The sequence below is a fragment of the Acidobacteriota bacterium genome, assembly GCA_018001935.1.
Taxonomy (GTDB): domain Bacteria; phylum Acidobacteriota; class JAAYUB01; order JAAYUB01; family JAAYUB01; genus JAGNHB01.
Genome location: JAGNHB010000037.1, coordinates 1 through 19,415, shown reverse-complemented (window position 1 = coordinate 19,415; position 19,415 = coordinate 1). Strand labels below are relative to the sequence as shown.

General features: G+C 68.3%; 11 protein-coding genes. 1 reads left to right on the top strand and 10 read right to left on the bottom strand.

The annotated features are described in order from the left end of the window. Position 1: 1 nt before the first annotated feature. The 8 genes from KA419_13700 to KA419_13665 all read right to left on the bottom strand — a co-directional run bounded on the left by KA419_13700 (position 2) and on the right by KA419_13665 (position 13,806). Positions 2-2,158, bottom strand: a complete 2,157-nt coding sequence (locus KA419_13700) for a B12-binding domain-containing radical SAM protein (GenBank protein ID MBP7866991.1) — start codon at positions 2,156-2,158, stop codon at positions 2-4. 1,127 nt (positions 2,159-3,285) lie between these two features. Then, positions 3,286-5,997 carry a SpoIIE family protein phosphatase gene (locus tag KA419_13695; protein ID MBP7866990.1) on the bottom strand — a complete coding sequence of 904 codons (2,712 nt, stop codon included), beginning with the start codon at positions 5,995-5,997 and terminating at the stop codon, positions 3,286-3,288. Between the two features lie 14 nt (positions 5,998-6,011). Then, on the bottom strand, positions 6,012-7,613 hold the full coding sequence (locus tag KA419_13690) for a hypothetical protein (protein ID MBP7866989.1): 1,602 nt from the start codon (positions 7,611-7,613) through the stop codon (positions 6,012-6,014). Between the two features lie 145 nt (positions 7,614-7,758). Further along, positions 7,759-9,555, bottom strand: coding sequence for a hypothetical protein (locus KA419_13685; protein ID MBP7866988.1), 1,797 nt, complete (start codon positions 9,553-9,555; stop codon positions 7,759-7,761). A gap of 642 nt (positions 9,556-10,197) precedes the next feature. Continuing rightward, positions 10,198-11,247: a zf-HC2 domain-containing protein gene (locus KA419_13680; protein ID MBP7866987.1), complete on the bottom strand. Its 1,050-nt coding sequence runs from the start codon at positions 11,245-11,247 to the stop codon at positions 10,198-10,200. Next, the gene (locus KA419_13675) at positions 11,244-12,134 is read right to left on the bottom strand and encodes a sigma-70 family RNA polymerase sigma factor (GenBank protein MBP7866986.1); all 891 of its coding nucleotides are present in this window, start codon (positions 12,132-12,134) and stop codon (positions 11,244-11,246) included. The genes KA419_13680 and KA419_13675 overlap by 4 nt, the downstream gene beginning before the upstream one ends. After that, entirely contained in the window at positions 12,131-12,406 is a 276-nt protein-coding gene (locus KA419_13670) for a hypothetical protein (GenBank protein MBP7866985.1), read from the bottom strand. Before KA419_13670 ends, KA419_13675 begins: the two co-directional genes overlap by 4 nt. 449 nt (positions 12,407-12,855) lie before the next feature. Beyond that, on the bottom strand, positions 12,856-13,806 hold the full coding sequence (locus KA419_13665; GenBank protein MBP7866984.1) for a decaprenyl-phosphate phosphoribosyltransferase: 951 nt from the start codon (positions 13,804-13,806) through the stop codon (positions 12,856-12,858). A gap of 842 nt (positions 13,807-14,648) precedes the next feature. Here KA419_13665 and KA419_13660 point away from each other — a divergent pair. After that, positions 14,649-16,478 (top strand): hypothetical protein, encoded by a 1,830-nt coding sequence (locus KA419_13660; protein MBP7866983.1) that lies wholly within the window; start codon positions 14,649-14,651, stop codon positions 16,476-16,478. Here the strand turns inward: KA419_13660 and KA419_13655 are convergent. Both KA419_13655 and KA419_13650 read right to left on the bottom strand, forming a co-directional pair. Next, positions 16,451-17,818: a hypothetical protein gene (locus tag KA419_13655; protein MBP7866982.1), complete on the bottom strand. Its 1,368-nt coding sequence runs from the start codon at positions 17,816-17,818 to the stop codon at positions 16,451-16,453. The two genes, KA419_13660 and KA419_13655, sit on opposite strands and share 28 nt — an antisense overlap. Before the next feature lie 630 nt (positions 17,819-18,448). Further along, positions 18,449-19,108, bottom strand: a complete 660-nt coding sequence (locus KA419_13650; protein ID MBP7866981.1) for a hypothetical protein — start codon at positions 19,106-19,108, stop codon at positions 18,449-18,451. Positions 19,109-19,415 lie beyond the last annotated feature (307 nt).

The following is a 19,415-nucleotide window of genomic DNA, read 5'->3' as shown; positions in this document are numbered from 1 at the left end:
CTCAACCTCCTGTCAAATTGGGTTTTTCTATAGCTCTCCGAGGAAACATCCACGTGATCTGTGAGGCCAGATCCAGATCCTCCACGTGAGGATGAAGGTGCGTTTCGCCAGGCGTTGCCAGAGGACACCTCGTGGACTTGGTTGGGCGTGACCTTCGATCTGAATGTGGGGAAACGGCCTTCCGGCAATTTTCGATAATTGTATCAAATGTGCTTCTCAAATCGCCGACGACGGGGCCATTCCAACAGGCTCTTACATTTCCGCTCGAATCGGTATGGAGAACCCGGGGGTGGCTACACCGAGGAGAACGGTACCACCATCGGCATGAGTCAGCTATCTGGAGGCCTGGGCCAACTGCAGGGATTGGACTGTCGATCGGTTTAACGTTGCTGCCTGCTCCGGATGCTGACGCAATCCAGAGACGAAAATGGCAATCACCCCATTCATCGACGTGAACAGGAGTCAGGGCCTGTTCTTTCGTCCATGTTGAGCAAAGTTCGATATGATGGCATCCGACCCTTCCGGTGCTCACCCATGAATTCAAGTCACGTTCCTCATCGGGAAGTAAAAGGAAAAACTGGCCGATTGGAAGCCGCGATTCCGCTATTTTGGAAATCCATTCTTCTTCCGAAGCTTTTTCGCCGCCCAGCACCACGAGAGTGCCGTTTATTGCCACTACTCTGCCAATCCACCTGAGGAGTTTCACAGATGGTTTCTGCCCGTGGATGATCACAGCCCACACGGAATCATCATCCGTTTCATCAAGGTGTGGTCTCCCACACAAAGCGTCGCTCAATTGAGCGACTGACTCCCATTTCCACAAATGAGCGGAAGAGGTGTTCAGAGGTTGGATGGCCTTCATACTGAAAGCTAACCGGGTTTCCCACTGCAAAGTATTGAGATCACGAGAAGCATCAAGGCCGTATTTTTGACGCGAATCGAATAATGGAGTTCCGGGAAATAAATTTAACGTGTTATGAACGTAATATTCAACTCCCAGAGATTCTACAAATGCCAGTGTTGCACGGAAATCATCCGGAGTTTCTTCAGGCAACCCCCCGATAATGCTGAGACCTACGCGAAGCCCGGTCTCCCGCGACAATTTGACGGATAACTTCAGCTTCTCGAGAAAATCTGTCTCGGCTTTGAATTGAGGATCCTCTTGAGTTCCTGATGGACGGACCTTTCCGATGGCCCGCAACACACGGGGTACAGCAGATTCCAAACCAAATGACAGGCTGACAAAACCTGCGCGTCGCATCAATTGCAGTAATTCCACATCCACACAATCCCCCCGTGTCACACAATTCAGGGGAAGTCGGATTCCTCGCGCGATCAGCATTTCGCATATCTTTCGAGCACGGGCTGGTGCTAAAGTAAAGGCATCATCAAAAATAGGGATTGTCGGGTTTCTGCTTCTCAAAGCATCTGATAGGGCCTTCAACGCCGCCAGGTCGTCGACGACGCGGTCGGGGCTATGGAACTTGACCTTGCGGCCGGAGATGGCGGCGAAGCTGCAGTAGGTGCAGTGCTGGTTGCAGCCCCGCGCCGTCAGGTAGCCGATGTCCGGCGTAAAGACCAGGCCCGCCTGGAAGGGCGAGGGGAGGTCGTCCAGCGTCGCGAAGCCCTCGTCCGGGAACGACGACAGGCTCCCCAGCGGCGTGGCCGCCACCCCGTCCGGCGTCCGCAGCACCAGGTTCTTCACGTGCGCCAGGATATCGCCGAGTGTCTTTCTCGGGGAGGACGCGCCCAGGACCGCCTCGACGATGGGCACGATCCGCCCTTCCCCGGCGCCGCGCAGGCAGCCGTCCGCCCCCAGCAGTTCGAGCGTTTCCTCGGGGGAGAACGTGGCATTGGGCCCGCCCACGAGCACCACGGCCTCGGGGAGCGTCTCCCGCACCACCCGCACCAGGGCCCGGGTGAGGACCAGGTTGGTCTCGTAGACGGTGAAACCCACGACGGCCGGTTTCATCGCTTTCAGGTCGGCGGCGAAACCGTTCAGGCCGGGGTTGCGCGGGGGGATGTACTGCCGCGAGGGAATTCCCGACCGGTGGAGCATGGTGCGCAGGAAGGCCGTCCCCAGGTGCTCGGGGAAGTGCCGCACCAGTCCCCCCGGCGCCATGACGAAGAGGACGGGAGTGCGGGGGGACGCCTTCATCGGCCGCCCCCGCCGGGGCACGGGAATCCCCCCCGGTCGGCGCGCCGTCGGCCGGTCCCCGCCCCGCTGTCCTTCCCCATGAATCCCCTCCCGGTGCCGGTTGTCGTCTGCGTGGGAACTGTCCGAGCCTGACTATAGAGAGGAGCGATTTGTTTGTCAAGATGGATCTTGCGCGCGACGTCCGCAACCGGGCCGGGGCACGGTGCTCAGGAAGGCCGCGGTTAGCGGGCGACGCCCCGTGGAGATGCGCAAGCGCTCTCCAGAAACAATTTCGCAACCGATTTGGAGAGAATCGGTTGCGAAATGTGGTTTCTGGTCGGTTGGACGGCGACCCCACCGCCCCCGCGACAAAGATGACGCGGTCGCAATAAGTACCATCACCCTCCGGGTGATGGCTCAAACAAAGGCTTTACAGACACTTTCCGGTCCGTCTTCCGACTTTTTGCGAACCCGTCAAACGCGGATTTCCGGCACCCCTCCGGGGTGCGGCGGGTTTAGCGGGCTCCGACCGGTGGGAGTTCGCCCCTCCGGGGGAACTCCCACCGGCTAATCTCTTCTATCCCTTCGGGATAGGAGATCCGTGGGCGTTGTTTCAAGAGCCCCTTGAAATGACCCATCACGAAGACACCACAGAACAGGGGGCCCCTGGCGGGGTTCAGGTCAATCGTCCTCGCCGGTCGACGGCCCCCGGCCCGCCGTCCTGCGGAGTGCGGCGCGAAGGCTGCCGGAGCGCCGCTTTGACCGCGCCGCGCAGGCTGCCGGAGCGGCGCGGCCCTGCCAACCCAAGGGCCCTTCCGAAAAGGCGTTCCGTGCTCCTGAAGCTCTCAAAGCCGCCAGGATGCCAAGCCTCGCAAAGGGAACCCCTTCTCCGGTTCCGGCTTTGCGAGCTTGGCGCCTTTGCGAGGTCCGGATCCGGATCGTCTCTCGCCAAGGCGCAAAGCTCGCAAAGGAAGACCGCACGGGCCGCAGATCCTTCTCCCGGCCGACGTTTCGAGCGATCGATCCCGATTTTTCACGATTTGACAACGATTTTAGGTTGAAGCGCCTGGGCTTTCTCCGGGACCTCGCCCGGTAAAGTGGCCTGGAAGGCAATCGGAAACGACAACATGTTGGTAAAAACGCGGTCGCTAAAGCGCCTGCAGCCCTTCCCCGCAGCGCGCCGCGACGAGGGTCATGTCGTCGCGCGGGGGGGCGCCCGCGGCGAAGGCGCTCACCTCGTCCAGGACCTCGCGGACCGCCTGCTCCACCGGGAGCCCGTCCCGGCGCCGGAAGGCCTCCACGAGCCGGTCCACGCCGTACTCCTCCCCGGCGGGGTCGAGGGCCTCGGTGACCCCGTCGGAGTAGAGGACCAGCAGGTCCCCGGCCCCCAGGCGCAACTCGCCGCGCTCGAAGGCCGCGTCGGGGAAAGCGCCGAGGAGGGTCCCCCCCGCCTCGAGAAACTCCGGCTCCCCCCCGCCGGCGCGCAGGCGGAAGGGCGGGTTGTGGCCGGCGTTGACGTAGCGCAGGCTGCGGCCGCCGTCGTCCCACACCGCGTAGAAGAACGTGGCGAAACGCTCGCCGGACGTGGACTCGGCGAGGGCGGCGTTGAGTTCGCCCAGGAGCCGCTCCACCGCGTCGCCCCGGAGCGGCGCCGAAACCCTCAGCATCCCCTGCAGCCCGGCCATCAGGAGGGCGGCGGAGATCCCCTTCCCCGACACGTCCCCCAGGGCCAGACCCAGCCGGCCCTCCCCCAGGAAGACGAAGTCGAAGTAGTCGCCCCCCACGCCCCCCGCGGGCCGGCAGGCCCCCGTGTACGCCAGGCGGGCCATGGGGGGGAGGACCTGGGGGAAGAGCCGCTCCTGGACGTCCCGGGCGATCTCCAGCTCCCGCTGAAGGCGCTCCCGCTCCAGGGCGTCGCGCATCAGGCGGGCGTAGTCCAGGGCCAGGCCAGCCTGTTCGCCCACGGTGGACAGGAGTTCCCGGTCCTCCCGGGTGTAGGGCTCCTCGGACTGTTTCTCCCCCAGGGCCAGGACACCCACCAACCCCGCGGGCCCCGGGAGCGGCACCAGCAGGCGAACCCCGAGCCTCGCCAGGCGCGCCTCCGCCTCGTCCGCCCCGGCGATGCCGGGGCCGGCGACCGGGGACCGCCCGTCGGGCGGCACGGCGGGCACGTCAAGGATTTCCGGGGCCCCCGGCTGCGGCAGGAGCCGTTGGGAAAGGTCCCCGTCCCCCGCCATCCCGGGCGCTTCCCCCTCGTCCGGCCAGGCCCCGCCGCCGGCTGCGGTGCAGTACACGCAGCGCCACGTCCCCGGCCGGTTCCCGGGCGCGACGTCGGTCGCCCCCCGGGGGTCCACCGCCACGAGGCAGACCCGAACGTCTTCCACGTGAAGGGCGTCGCGCACGGTGTCCGCCACCACCGCGGGGAGCCGCTCGGGGTGGTGTGCCATGGCGCGGATGGCCCTGCCCAGGTCCGCGAAGATCTTCCGGACGTTGCAGGCCTCCCGGAAGAACTTCCGGTCGATCCGGTTGAGGATCCAGGGGTTGAGCCGGTTCAACCCGAAGGTGACCGCGAGGACGGCCGTGAGGAAGGCCGCGTGGACGAGCCGCCGGTCGGCCCCCGGAAGGAGCCGCTCCGCCGCCGGCCCGACATAGAACGTGAAGAGGGCGAAGAGGACGGCGCTCTCCAGCAGGAGGAACCCCCGGGATGCCAGCAGGTGCCGGATCCCCCCCCGCAGGATCAGGCGGATCCCGAGGAGGCGGTGCCGCAGGGCCGCGTAGAGGAAGGCGAGGGGCATCATCCCCATGAGGAGGATGACCACGGCCGTCATGGCCAGCGAGGGGGTGCGGTTGAAGAAGTAGCGCGTGACGGTGCTGGAGAGGAAGGCCCCCAGGGACACCAGGGACCCGGCCCACAGCACCGCCATCCGCCGCCGCTCCGTCCGGCCCGAGGCCCGGAAGGTGTTGAGGGTCAGGGAGAGGAGGCCGAGGAAGGGCGTGAGCAGGAAGAAGCGGAACATCACCACCTGGAAATTGGAAAGGAACGCCGACCAGGCCGGGTCGAGGCGCATTCCCGTGAACTCCAGGACGAACACGACGCGGGAGAGCCCGTAGGCCAGGCTCAGGCCCAGGATCGTCGGAAGGATGAAGGGAAGCCGCCGGTGCAGGGGGGAGGGCTCGGGGAACTCGAAGAAGAACCGGAGCATCAGGTAGAAGGGGAAGATGGACACGAGGTGGCGGTAGACGAGGGCGAAGGCCATCCACGCCGGGGGGAGCGTGCTGAAGGTGAAGAAGATGAACGCGGGCACGGTGTAGAAGATCAGGCAGGCCAGCCAGGCGTGGGGGTTGCCCGCCTGCTGAAAACCGAAGAGGAAGGCCGCGAACATGAAGCCCAGGGGGACCAGCTCGAAGATCAGGAAGACCCCCAGCCTCGCCCGCCAGCCGAATGCCGCCTCGGGCACGGACGGGAGCCGGAGCAGGCGCCGGCCGGGGGAGGGGCCGTCCTCGCGGTCCACCACCATGAACAGCGGCTGCCCGCGGACCCAGGCGGAGAGGTCCGCCTGGTACTCGGCCAGGGTCCGGTAGGGGGTGAGGCCGGCCAAATCGGCGGGCAGGGAGGCGGATACCCGGACGACCCGGTCGCCGACCCGGACCGGCGAGCCGGCGGACGCGTCCGCGTCCCCGAAGAAGCGCATGTCCCGAACCGCGGACACGATGACGCCCCCGCCGCTGTAGATCGGCATCACGCCCGACAGGGTCTCGGCCATGAAGCGTTCGGAGAAGAAGATCTGGCCGATGATCAGGGCGTGGTAGACGACGGCCAGCGCGAGCAGCAGGCAGAGTATCGTTCGTCGTCTGTCCATCCTGCCTTCCCCCCTCACTGCGCCACCCGCAAAGGCCAGTCCTCCGGCAGCTCGAGGAGGAACATCTCCACCTGGTCGGTCCCGGAGCGCCCCCAGTTGGTGGTGAAGAGGACCCGGGTGAAGTTCCGGTTGACCGAGGCCTGGGGCTCGGCCCAGTAGTCGTGCTCCTGGGCCGGGTCCACCCGCGAGCGGGTGTGCGCCAGCCGCACCACGCGCCCGCCGGCCGCCAGCTCCATGGCGAAGACCACGTCGTCCATCCAGGTGAACGCCGTGGGGTACCCCCCCGAGGAGGTGGAGACCACCACCCACCCCGGGCGATCGAAAGCCCGCCCGGAAACGTGGAACCCCAGGGGCGTGTGGCTGAAGTCGATGGGGTGCAGGTCCGTCACCGCCCCCGTGCCCAGGTCCAGCATGGCCAGGTGGTCGGTGCGCGTGTCCTGGTAGACGAAGACCTCCCGCCCCTGGGCGTCCAGGGCGAAGTCCCCGTGCCCGGCCACGGGGATCGGCCCGCTCCCCTGGGTCAGGGCGCGGTTGTAGACCATGAAGCCGCACGGCGACGCGTAGGTCCCGGTCTGCCCCCCGGGGCAGTCGGGCTCGAGATAGGCCACGACGTAGTTGCCCAGGGGGCTGATGCTGACGTTGTCGGCGTCAAAGCCCGCCGGGAGGCTGCGCACGGCGGTGACCGCGTCCGCCTGCCGGTCGTAGACCAGGAGGGCCACCGCCTCCCAGTTGCCGTTTTCCGCCATCAGCCCCCAGTAGCGGCCGTCCCGGGAGGGGCTCCCCTCGTACCGGGTCCAGACGGTCTGGACGTCCTGCCCGGCAAAGTCGGCGGCGAAGTCGTGCACGAGGGACACCTGCCCCGTCCGGACGTTCAAACGGTTCAGGCACGTGCCCTCGCAGCTGTAGAGGACGTCGGGGTCCGCCGCGTCCCAGCGGGGGTCGACCCCGGGCAGTTCCACCCGCTTGACCCGCCGGAGCGTCCGGGCGTCGTAGAGGTACCAGGTCCCGGCGGTGGTCCGCACCAGGATCCGGCTCTCGTCGGCGTTGAAGGACTGGACGCGGGAGTACTCGTTCTTGAGCCCCCCCGCGGTGTCGCCGGCGTCCAGGTCGGCGGCCCGGTCGGTGACCCGCACCGTACAGAAACCGAAGACGGGGTCCCGGAAGGGGGCCCGGGGGGCGGGCTCGGGAAGGGCGGGCGCCGGGTACACCGCGAGATCGGTGACGACGGGGGGCTGCGGGTCCTCGCAGAGCGCGGCGCGTTCGCGCCCGGCCAGCCGGAGGGCCTCCACCGCGGCGTCCCCGGGGCCCAGGGAGCCCGAGCCGTCCCAGTCGCCGCCGTCGGGGAGAGCGCACGGCGGGGTCCCCGCGGTGAAGTTGCCCCCGAGGGTGTGCAGGAGGACCAGGAGGTCCACGACGTCGAAGCGCCCGTTGCCGTCGAGGTCTCCCATGAGGGACGCGTTGAAGGTGGCCGGGGGCCGGGGGCAACCCTTCCCCTGCCCCGCCGCGCAGGGGGCGGGCGGGGAGGGAACGGGCCCTTTTCCCGCACCCGCCGCGGCGGCGGAAAGGGCCAGGGTCGGCACGAGCAGCAGGATCGCCACGGCCGGTTTGCGTCGCATACGACCTCCCGCGGATACCGTCTTGGGACGATTGTATCCCGGGCCCCCGGCGGCCGCAACGGTGGAATCACTGGAACCACGGAATCGGCAGAATACGCAGAGGCTGCAGACCGGAGTTCCCCGGTGCGTGCCCGGGGGGCGGAGATCAGGGGGTCCCGGCGAAGCGCACCACGCCGAACACCTCGTCCGCCCGCGTCTCCAGGGCGAAGGCGGGGTAGAGCCAGAGGGCCCCCGCGGGGGTTTCCTCCACCGCGTCGGGCTCCCCGAAGGTCTCCCGCGCCCGGGACACCGGCATCCTCTCCCGCAGCTCGCCCTCCACGAGCTCCAGGACGAAGTCCAGCTCGAGGGCGCGGACGCCCTTCCCGCGGTAGACGGCGCCGGAGAAGGTCCCGAGGTCGAAAGCGGTCCGTTCCAGGGCCTTGAGCGCCTTCTCCACGGCGGGGGTGATCTTCCCCGGCGGGAAGGCCGCGGACGCCGGCGGGGCCGTGGCCTTCCGGGCCGCGGGCGCGGCGTCGGGCGCCTCCGGGTCCAGCCGGCGGCGCACCACCGCGGCGTAGTGCCCCCGGGGCTCGAGCTGGAGGAAAGCCTCCCAGGCCTCCCGGGCCGAGGCTGCCCGGCCGCGCTCCGCCAGGATCGTGCCCAGGTTGTAGGGGACGTCGGCCCGGCCGGGGAAACGTCCGGCGACGGCCTTGAGGAGGGCGACGGCGTTGTCGCCGGTGTCGATCCCGCTCTCCCGCCCGTAGAGGTACAGCGCCACCGCCTTGCCGACCTGGAGGTCCGCGTCGGCGGAAAGCCCGGGGGGCGCCTCCTCCACCGCGGCCAGGGCCCGGGCGGCGCGCCCACGGAGGACCAGCGCCGCGCAGAGGTTCACCCGGGCCGGAACGTGCCAGGGGTCGAGCTGCACGGCCTGCTCCAGGTACCGGATGGCCGGGTCCAGGTGGGCGGTGACCGCCGGGGAGTCCCGGACGTCCGGGGCCGCCGGCGCCCGGAACCGCAGCCGTTCCGCCAGGGTGGCCTGGTCGAGCCGCACGGGGAGGCGGAACCGGGCCGCCAGGTCGACGTCCTGCCGCGCCAGGGCCCGAACGGCGAGCTGGTAGTGACACAGGCCCAGGTCGTTGTAGACCTCCCGGCTCGGGAAGCGCTGGAGAAAGCGCTGGAGGAAGAGGATGGCGTCGTGGTAGCGCCCCAGCTGGTAGAGGCGGACCCCGAAGTGGAAGAAGTCCAGTTCCCGGACCACGCCCTGGAGCTGGCTGCGCAGGAAGGTTTCCCGGTCGGCGGGCCGCGGGTGAGTCCGGTCGTCGAACAGGGCGCGCTCGGTGACCTGGGCCGCCCACTTGGCGAAGAAGCTGGAGCCCGGGGTCATCACCGCCGCCGGGTCGTACCCCGCCATGGCCATGTAGAGCATCCCGTAGGCGTCGGCCTGCAGCTCCTTCACCCGGAGGCCGTCCCGGGCCTGGGCGGAATCGCCCCCCGCGCCGGCCAGGAGCCGGACCAGCCGCGTCCGGGACTCCGCGTCCCCGGGGGCCTCCCGAAGGGCCATGAAGGCGGAGCGGTGCCAGAAATCGTCCTTGGCCAGGTGGGCCAGCTCGTGCCCCAGGAGGAAGGCGAGGCAGGCGTCGCCCTGCTCCGGGGTCACGTCCCGGTAGCAGAGGTGGAGCCCGCCCCGGGTGAGGACGATGCTGCCGTCGGGCAGGGCCACCACGCAGGGGTCGCCGTCGCCCCGGATCAGCACGAGGCGGGGCAGCCGGTTGGACTTCCGGTCGGCCGCCGCACAGACCCGGGTGAAGACCGAGGCGGCGCGGGCGGCCAGGGGTTCCGCCTCGGGGTCCACGACCCCGAACTGCTGGACCCACCAGCCCGCGTACTGGTCGGGGCTCTCGTCCTGGCCCCGCAACGCCCCGGCGGCGAGGGCCCCCAGCAGGAGCAGCCAGGCAAATCGCACGTATCTTCCCGTCTTCATCATGTCTGCCATCCCCACAATAAAGTAACCCGAACCACACGAAGAAGGAATTCAGAATTCAGAATCCAGAATCCAGAATCTAAATTCGGAATTCAGCCGGTAAAGGCGATCCTCCGTACCCTTAGGCCACAATTCCGGCGATCCGGCTTTCTTTGCGCGCTTTGCGCCTTGGCGAGATCCAGATCCGGATCGCCTCTCGCCAAGTCGCTGTAAGTCCCAACCCGGATAAACCGGAGAGAAACCACGGATGAACACGGATGAACACGGATCATCCGGACGCTCCAGAAAAAAACAGGCGGTTGTTACCTCTCGCAAAGGCGCAAAGACGCCAAGCCTCGCAAAGCCGGAAGCGGAAAAGGGGGATTCCTTTGCGAGGCTTTGCGTCCTGGCGCCTTTGCGAGAGACCGGATCCGTCGATTCCGGACCCGGATCGGCACAAACGGGGCATTTTAGCCCCGGGGCATGCCGGACGACGCTGCCGGGATTCCCTCCTCCGTCCCCGCATCGGGTTTCCCCGCTCTGAAAGCGGTGGGAGCCCACCGACGATCTCAAATCGTGCGCATTTTGCCAAAGATCTTGCTTCGCAGGGCCTACAGCCTACAGCCTATAGCCTACAGCCTACCATCAGCTGCCCCCCTGGACAACCAGCCTCAGGTCCTTCAGCTGCTTCTCCAGGCGACGCCAGTCGGTCTCGGATTCAAAACCGCCCTCCAGGGACGTCCGGATGGCTTCCAGCGTCTTCACCGCCCCCGGCGGGAGGCGGGGGATGACCACCCCCGTCTCCAGCGAGACCGGCAGGCCGGGCCCGAAGAACACCCGGTCCCGGGTCGCCACGGCCAGGAGGCCTCCCCGGACCCAGAAACCCAGCCGGCACAGGGGCTCTTCCGCCGGCCCGAGGGCACGGCCGACGGCCTCGAGCCGGGCGCCCAGCCGCGCGGGGCTCTTCTCCGCAACCAGCGCCGAGAGGGCTTCCCGAAGCGATTCGGCATTCGTCAGGACGGACACCGCCGGTTCGAGCCGCTCCCGGATCTGCCCCGCCGCCGCCGTCGCCCCCGACCGCCGGGCGAGGGCCAGGTCCACCAGGCCGTCCCCGATCCGGGCGGCGGCGCGCTCTCGGGTGATCCCCCCCCCGAAGGCGAACCCCGCGGCGCCGGACGGCTCGCCGGTTTCGGGTGCCGGCCCGGTTTTCCCGGCGGGCCCCGTCGCCAGCCGCGCCAGGGTGTCGGCGTAAAACCCCGCCGGCCCCGGCGCCGCCGGTTCCCGTTCCGCCGGGGACGATCCGGGGGTGGGAGGGAGGGCCGGAGGCAGGGCCGAATGACTCAGGTCCGGCGCCGCGGGTTTCGCCGCGGCCAGGGGGGCCGGCGTCACGGGTGCGGGAACCGTCCCGGGGCCGAACCAGCGAACGCCCAGCCAGGCCGCGCCGGCCAGGAGGGCGGCCGCCGCCAGGACCCGGCGGGCGTTGAAACGCCGCCGCGCACCCGGGAAGGCCACGACCGGCGAGGGCAGGGACCCCGCCGCCTCCGCCGAAAACCGGACCGTCTCGCTCACCACCTCCCGGCAGCGCCCGCAGTCCGCCAGGTGGCCCGTCACCGCCCGCCGTTCCCGCCCGCGAAGGCAGCCGTCCACGAAGGCGGCCAGCGTTTCCGTCGAAGGGCACTCCGATTTGTCGCTCATGGCTCCCCCTTTCCCGGGTTGACCCGCCACCCTGGCGGTCCCGCCGTCCCGTTCACCCCCTCTGACGGACCTGACGGGGGTTTTCCCCCCCGGCCGCGAAAGATTTCCATGGAAAACGGGGACTCCGGGAAGGCCAGTACGGCGGCGGAGGCGTCCGGCCCGATCCCCCCCGCCGCCAGCGCCCGCCGGAGCCGGGCCAGGATCTTCTCGAACCGCCGGTAAAGCGGCCGGGGCTCGCGCCCGAGGACCCGGGCGACGTCCACCACGGGGAGCCCGTCGCCGTAACGCAGGCGGACCGCCAGCCGGTCCTCGGCCCGCAAGGCGTCCACCGCCCGGTCGAGGACCTGCGAGAGCCGGCGCGCCCCGGGCCGGGCCTCCACCGCCTGCAGGGCGTCCTCCGCCGTGGATTCCACGGGGATGTTCCCGGCCGCCTCCGGGTCGAGAGCGGACAGCTCGGGCCGTCGGGGCGCGCGCGGGGCACACAGGTCATCGAGTTCCTTCCCGGCCGGCGCCGGGCGCCCTTCGCCGGCGAGGATGGTCAGGGCCTCCTCCCGGGAGCGGCCGTCGCGATGGACCAGTTCCTCGAGGCGGACCGCGTCCTCGCCCAGGGCGGACGCCCGGGCCGAGGGCCGCCACCGCCCCTGGAGCCGGTCCCGGTAGTCCAGGGCGAAGTGCTGGACCACCGCGACGAGGTAGGTGGACAGGCTGCTCCGCCCCTCGAACCGGCGGAGCACCCGGTAGTCGTCCTCGACGAGCTTGAGGTTCACCTCCGCGGAGAACTCCTCCGCCATCTCGGCGGAAAACCGCTGCCGCCGGCAGACGAAGGCCACCGCCCGCTCGACGAGGGGCAGGTTGTCCAGGAGGAGGCGTTCGCATTCGCTGCTCACCGGGCCCCGCCCTCCCCCCGTGAAGTGCCTTTCACGCCGGTCGGCGCCGGCCCGGACCGGACGACGCCCGGGGACGCCGGGGCGGGACCGGTCGGGACGGTCGCCGTCGCCGCTCCGGCACGCGGGACCCCGGGGGTCTCCGGGGCGCCTGTCACCGCGGGGCGAAGGGGCGGGTCCGAGGGGCGCGGGAGCCCCTTCGCCGGGGAGACGGTCAACGCCCCCGACCCGACCCGCGGGAGCAACCCCGTCACCGCCCGTTGTTCGATCCCCATCGCCCCTCCCGGAAAACCCGCGTCTCCCGTTCATTATAGTACAGGATGCGTGACCCCGCCCGCGGTTGTATCGCTCCCCGCTCTTTCCCTCCCGGCTTGTCCGCAGGCGCTTCAGCGGTCTTCCCTCGCGGGCTTTGCGCCTTGGCGAGATCACGATCCGGTTTCTTTGCGGGCTTTGCGCCTTGGCGAGATCACGATCCGGTTTCTTTGCGGGCTTTGCGCCTTGGCGAGATCACGATCCGGTTTCTTTGCGGGCTTTGCGCCTTGGCGAGATCACGATCCGGTTTCTTCGCGGGCTTTGCGCCTTGGCGAGGGGCGATCCGGATCCCGACCTCGCGAAGGCGCAAGGCACGCAAAGAAAAACGGGTCGCCAGGGGGCACGAAAGCCGGCCTTCACCGGGCCGCGCCGCCTCCGGGGCGCGAGACCGCCGGAACCGGGCCCCCCGGGCTCAGGGGTGCACGAGGCCCCGCCACCCGCCGGCGCCCCAGAGGATGACGAGGGTGACCAGGGCCCAGGCGGCGGCGTTGAGGATCATCCCCGCGTCGCGGGTGATCAGCTCGGTGGGGTCGCCCTCCTCGTTGTGGAAGAGGAGGTAGAGGTAGCGGAAGATCCCGTAGGCCACGAAGGGGACGGTGTAGATGAGCTTGTCGGTGGCGTAGCGCTGGACGACCACCGGGTCGAGGCAGAACATGGAGTAGGCCACGATGGTGAGGGTCCCCGTGGCCACGATGATCTGGTCCAGGAGGCGGGGGTCGTACTTTTCCAGGACCCGGCGGTGCCGGCTGCGAACGTCCGGGGGGACCCCGCTCTCCTCGCCCTGGAAGCGGACCACCTCGTTGCGCCGCTTCCCGAAGCCCAGGAAGAGGGAGAGAAAGAAGGTGATGACGATGATCCAGCCGGTGACGGGGACGTCCACGGCAAAGGCGCCGGCGATGACCCGGAGCACGAACCCCACCGCGATGCAGAAGGCGTCGATGATGGGGATGTCCTTCCCCCGCCAGGAGTAGAAGAGGTTCAGAAGGACGTAGCCGCCCAGGACCGCGCCGACGGGGAGGAGCTTCGCCGGCGGGGCGGGGAGCCGGGTGAGGGCGTGCAGGAGGGCGGCCGCCGCCGCCAGGCACAGGGCCGCCACCGCCAGGGCCTCCCGGGGGGACATCGTGCCCGCGGCCAGGGGGCGGCTTTTTTTCCGGGGGTGGAGGCGGTCGGCTTCCCGGTCCCGGAGGTCGTTCAGGATGTAGACGACGCTGGAGGTCCCGCAGAAGGCCAGGAAGACGAGGGCCGCCTGGAAGCCCCCGACCCCCGCCAGCTTGCCGGTGAAGAAGCCCGCGGCGAAGACGAAGAGGTTCTTGACCCACTGGCGGGGCCGGAGAATCCGGACGGCGTCGCGAAGCGTGATCATGGCCTGTCCTCGTCCTGGTCTTTCGGGCTCGGCGGCCGCGTCCGGCGCACTCGCCCGGGGCCGGTGCCCTATCCCCGCCGGCCGGCGGTCCGGCCGGTCGCGCTTTCCCGGGCCGCGCACGCTCGCGCCGGCCCCCGCTCACCGGAAGCGGCCGGACGACCGCCGGCACCCTCCCCCGAACCCGCGAAATCCGCCCGATTATACCCCACTCCCCCCCGACCGCCCACAGGATTCTGCCGGCGCCGCCCCGTCCGCGGTTATCGTGCGCCGGCCCCGGACCCCGTGCCGCCAGGAGGGTCACCGGATGGATGAACGCAAGGTCGCCAGGGCGCAAAGACCGATGCGGCGCCACAAGGTGGCGCCGCCCTCCAGGGCGGCGGTCAAACATGATGCGTTCGTAAAAAGTTTTTTCTCTCACAGAGGCACGGAGGCACAGAGAAATGCAAATCGTATTTAATAGAATCAACAATCCTTACGATTCTTCTCCGTGCCTCCGTGCCTCCGTGAGATCAAAAATCCGGACTTCTTGCGAGGGCATCAAGGTTATCCCTTTGTAAAAAATCGGTTTCGGGGGGGTCGCAGCCGGGGAATCAGGGAATCCCCCGTCACGAAATCCCGACGAAGGTCGCGGGGCGGCGTGAAATCCAGGGCATGCCCCTTTGCGAGGCTTTGCGGCCTGGTGCCTTTGCGCGGGCTGACCCCGGGTACGGCGCTCCGCGGATTTTTCACCGCCCCGGGCCGCCCGCCTTGACGCGACGCGCATTCTCGGGTATCTTGGGTTCGCTTCCCCCCGGGCCTCCCCAACGGCCGGAGCGGGCAATCCGCGAACACCGCGAGGACGCATGCCGACGCGAACGGTCATCATCAACATCCACGGGAGCCTCCCCTCCGACACGCGCCCCACGGTGGGCAACGGCCTGCGCGCCCGGGCCCTGGGCGACGCCCTCGCCGCCCGGGGAACCGCGGTCAGCTACCTCGCCCACCGGCAGTTTTACGCCGAAGAGACCCCGCCGCCCGGCGTCACCCTCTTCGACACCGACCTCGACTTCCGGCGCGCGGTGGAGACGGCCGCCCCCGACCTGCTGGTCTGCGTCCAGGGGGAAGGGCTGGAGTACCTGCCGGAAGAGGGGTTCCCCGTCCCCGTCCTCGCCGACTGGATCGCCCCCCGGATGCTGGAGTTCGCCTTCCAGGGCCTCCCCCTGGAGAAGTGGCTCCCCTGGTGGGTCGCGGCGGCCCGCAAGGCGGACTACCACGCCTGCTGCACGGAACGGCAGCGGGCCTACCTGAGCTTTCTCCTGCAGCTGGCGGGCATCCCCCTCGAGCCGGACCGCACCCTGCGGGTGCCCCTGGCGGCCGGGACCGTCGCCCCGCCCCGCCCCCCGCGCGGGCCCGAGCCCGTCTTCGTGGCCGGGGGGGTGTCGTGGCCCTGGATCCGGTCGGAGCGCTTCCTCCGCCTCCTGCTGGAGGAGATGGACGCGGCCGGCCGGGGTCACCTCCACGTCTTCGGCGGCACCTACCTCTTCGGCACCGACGCGAACGCCTACCGGGACCCCACGCGGGCGCTCCCGTCCTCGGCGCGGCTGACGGCCCACGGGATGGTCCCCTACCCGGAACTGCTGGAGGCCTACGCGGCCGCCGACGTCGCCCTGGACCTCTTCGAGGAGAACGCCGAGCGGCGCCTCGCCCTCTCCTTCCGCGAAATGGACTACCTCCGCTGCGGCGTGCCCCTCGTCTGCCCCGCGTTCTCCGAGATCGCCGGCGAGGTGGCGAAGGCCAGGGCCGGCTGGGTCCTGGCCGACCTCTCGGACCACGCCGTCCGCGCGGTCTTCCGGAAAATCCTCTCGAAGCACCCGCTGCCGGAGTCCTTCTCGCAGGCCGCCCGCGGGATCGCCGCGGGGCCCCACGCCCCCGACCGCGTCGCGGAACCGATCCGGGCCCTCCTGGACCAGGGCCCGTCCAAGGCCGCCTACGGTCCCGCCCTCTTCCAGTCGGCCCTCCTCTGGTCCGAGCACGCCCGCCTGGAACTGGAACGTCTCTCCGCCCGCCTCCGCGCCGCGGAGGAGGAGAACCGCAAGTTCCGGGGCGAGCTGCAAACCTACCGAGCCCTCGTGGAGGAGAAGGAGGCCGGCCTGCTGCGCTCCGCGGGTTCAATGGAGGAACTCCGCCGCTACGCCGACGACAAGGAACAGCGCTTGGCCGAAGCGCTCCGGATGACGTCGGAGAAAGACCAGGCCCTCGGCTGGCAGCGTTCTGAAATCGCCCACTTCGAGAACGCCCTCGCACGGGTGGACGAACGCATCGCGGAGGTGTGGGCGCAGTACCGCCGAAAGGAGGAGGAGTGCGCCCGCAAGTATGCGGAGTGGGACGAGGAGCACCGGAAATCGATCGCTTGGTGGGAGGCGGAGGCCGCCCGCCGGGAAGCGGCTTGGCTGGCGGAACGCGAAGGCCTCAACGCCGCATGGGAAGCCGAGCGGACCCGACTGAAGTCCGAGCGCGAGCACATCGAATCCGAGCGCATCGCGGTGTTATCCGACCTGGAGAGAGAGCGCGTCGAGTCCCGGGCCGCGCTGACCCGTCTCGAAGACGAGAAGCGCTCCCTGGAAACCGCGCTCAACACCATCCGCAACAAACTCCCCTACCAGATCTACCGGAAGCTCACGGGGAAACCGTGAGCCTCGGGGACCGCGCTCCCTCCCGTCACCCCGCGTGACCCGGTCGTCCCTGGAACCTCCCAGCAGAAGACGGCTTCAGTGCCAACCATCCGAGCGCGGGAGCCAAACGGGAGTTCCGAGGGCTCCTGCACCTCCCGGAAGTGAATCCCCGCCTCGGTAAGACGCACCCTCAGACTCCGAAACCACCCGAAGTGGATGACCACCGGCTGCCTTTTCAGGTTTATCCGTTCCAGTTGTCTGCCGATTTTCCGGGATTCCACCAGGGCTCCCCGGAGATTCGCCGCGGAAACCAGCCCAACGTTCAAGGATAAAACGGCCAGGAGGACGAAGGCAAACCGACGAGCCCATCCGCCCGCCATCAGGGCGGCCCCGGCCACGACGCAGGGAAGGAGCCAGGCCTGAGGAGCGTAACGGGCCCACCAGGCCTCCGGGTTGACGAAGAGGGTGGCCAGGATGACCGCGAGCAGGGGAATGCTGCCTCCGGCAATCCGGGGATGGGTCCAGAAAAGCCAAGCCAGAAGCAGGGAGGCCAGGATCAATGCCCCGCCGAAAAAGGGCCCCCACCCGGCCACGCGGACCTGGTAGCCGGTCCGGAACTCGGCCACTTCAACCCAGGACACGGAAAAGGGAAGTTTGGCATGGCTTGAACGGGGTGTCATGGCATCCTCCGAGACCGCAAACACCGACCGGAAAAGGCGGTGGGCCGGTGAGAGGTTCTGGAAGTCCGCGGGCCGGTCCTTCACACTGAAGACCTTCTCGTAATAGGCCTCGGGTCCGGCCATCGGGTGGAGGGGGTGCCCGTTTCGCAACGCGTTGGTCACGTAGGGGTTGTATCCAAAAAAGAGAAGCGAAAGGCCGGCGACGCCTACACAGAAGAGGGCGAGCCGGGCCGTTTCGTGGAAGGACCGGGAAATCACCAGGCGGTGAATCAGCAGGCCGGCCACGAGCAGGCCGGTGTAGGCGATCCCCGTGAACTTCAGGTTCACGAGGAGGGGCAGACTGCATCCGGAGAGGGCGACCGCCCAGGGTCCGCCACCCTTCCCGCGGGCGAGAACCAGCAAGGACACGGCGAGGGAAACGAAGAGGGACATGAGCTGGCCGTCTTGATAGTAGGTGAAGGCCTGGCAGGCGGTGACCGGGGTCCAGCTGACGAGGGCCGCCAACCAGACGGAAACCCCTTTGGGCCACTTCCTCATGGAAAGGAAAAAGGCGAGCGCCGCGCAGAAAGCCCCGGCCAGAAGGAGCCAGTTCACCGTTTTACCGGCCTCGATCCGACCGGTGGCGACATAGATCACCGCCTCCGCGATCCAGGAGGCCTTCGGGAAATGCTGCAGTTGCATCGTGTGCGCGTTCGGCTGAGACGGGCACACCTGTCGGAAGGGGTTCCAGCCTTCCGCCAGACGAATTACCGCCTCCTGATGGTAGGCCTGACCATCCCAAGAGCAGTCGTAAACCCTCTCGGATCCGGCAACCGACAGGAGGAGAATCCCGGCGAAACCGGCACACGCCGTCCCAAAGCGGCGGAGATGCACTTTGGGTCGCCGTCTGCCGGGAAGCCACCAGGCGGCGACCGGGGTCAACCCCAGGGCCAGCCAGAAATGCCAGGGTGAGAGGGGAATCCCCAGAACATAACCTGTTGTGCCCAGCCCAAAGAGAAGGAAGACGAAACCCGTGGCCATCAGACCGGCGATCCGGCAAACGTCTTCAAACCCCGAACCGGGGTCAGCGAGGTCCCCAGAGTCGAAGGAGCACCCACCTCCATGGGGTGGGGCCGTGGGGCCTTTCCGAATGGGTGATCCAGCCTCGCCCGTGGCCGGTCCCTCCCGTCGCCCCGACGTCAACGGTGCGGTCACCTCGCTGATGTCCATGATCACTTCTCGTCAGACCCGCGTTTCAAAGGAGATCAGCTTTTCTATCCGATCCCGGGTCAAGGAAAGGTGGACCAGCCTTCTTGAAGTAACCGTCACCGATTATTTCGCCGTTTTCTCCTTGGCGGACGATGCCGGGGGAGCCGCAACCGGTGCAACTTTGGGCGGATTGAGGGCGATCAGCCGGAAGTTGGCTGCAAGGTTCCGATCGCCGATCAGCTTGACTTCGGAGAATCCCAGCGTGAAACGGTTTTGGCCTTGGGTCAGGGCGTCCGCGGGTACGGGAAGGGTATACGGGGTCGACCGCCCATCCATGGTCACGGTCTGTGCAAGGGGCTTCCCGTTGACGCTGATGGTGATGGTCTGCTTGGCGATCTCCTTGGGCTTCCACCCGATCAGCACCAGTTCGCCGCCTTTTTCGGGTTCGTCCACCCAGAAACGGAAGGAGGCTTTCTCCTCCACGGCCCAGATGATCTTGTTCCCTTCGGTACCCTCGGTGACGGGGGCCCACCCCTCGAGCACCAGGTACTTGGCCTGGGGCGCCCACTCCTCGGCCGTGTTGAGCACGTTGGCAATGATAGGTGGCTTCTGGTCTTCCGTGGCCGGGGCGGTTGTGGCGGTGGTCGCCTTGCCCTCGGTCTCGGCAGGGAGGTCTGTCACCGTCAACTGGTCGTCAGTCTGCTTGCGGCAGCCCGTGGCCAGGGAAAGGGTCAACGCCAGCAGCGCTGTCAGAACCATCCATTTGCGGGAATTGGTTTTCATCGGACTTCCTCCATTTTTTTCGTTTCTGCGGGAATGACCCGCATCAAGCAGGCCGGAACCGCGAACCCCGGATGTCTTGCGGACCGACATGCGAAACGGTTATTATGGGCGGATCCGCCGATTGTGTCAAGAACCTTGAGTCGCTCCTCTCCAAACCCTGTGAGCCCCGGTGTGCAACCTCCAGCACTTTCGCAAGGGAAAAAGTTGGCATGATCTAACCCCGCCCTGATCGGGCTATCAGCTCGCGGAACGCCCGGGGTCACCTCACAAATCATTCTTGCAATATCAAGTTCCCTCTTGACTAGCC